Annotated in this window: 2 protein-coding genes; both read right to left on the bottom strand. The window is 53.9% G+C overall.

The features are described 5' to 3' along the window. Positions 1 to 223, bottom strand: a 223-nt coding sequence (locus AC1RP1_RS07905; protein WP_481762707.1) for a P-loop nucleotide/nucleoside kinase family protein, incomplete at its 3' end; no start/stop codon positions are given. Beyond that, positions 217 to 434: hypothetical protein (locus tag AC1RP1_RS07900; RefSeq protein WP_447492267.1), on the bottom strand; the 218-nt coding region annotated here is incomplete at its 5' end. The genes AC1RP1_RS07905 and AC1RP1_RS07900, both read right to left, overlap by 7 nt.

The following is a 434-nucleotide window of genomic DNA, read 5'->3' as shown; positions in this document are numbered from 1 at the left end:
CCTTGCGCACATCGTTGTGCGTCGAACACAGGATCGTGTAGCCTGAGGCCAGCGCGTCCCGGATGTGTTCGATGTAGTTCTGTGGGAAGTTGGCCTTGTCGAACGTCGAGGAATCAGAATCGAGTATCTTGACACCGGCCGCACTTAGCTGACGGAACAGCGTGGACTTACCTACACCCGGGAACCCGCATATAACACGAGGTTTGCCATTTTCGTTTAGCATTGCTCGATTCTTCCAATGTGTGGATGGCGCTCAATCATTCGCAGCAGCATCCGTGATTGTGAGAGCGCATCTTCCAGCGCATCATGTTTTGCGTCGGCCGCGTTCTCGTCCCAGATCACGGATTGCGGGTACTCGTGTATGAGAGCGCGCAAGCAGATTTTCTTTCGGTAGTGCCAAGGAACTGCGCCGTTCAACCAGAAGTCGATTTGTG

It is taken from the genome of Dellaglioa sp. CoH-56-MRSF-13, assembly GCF_056782095.1.
Note: the sequence above shows the minus strand (reverse complement) of the source record. Positions and strands in the feature narration are given on the sequence as shown.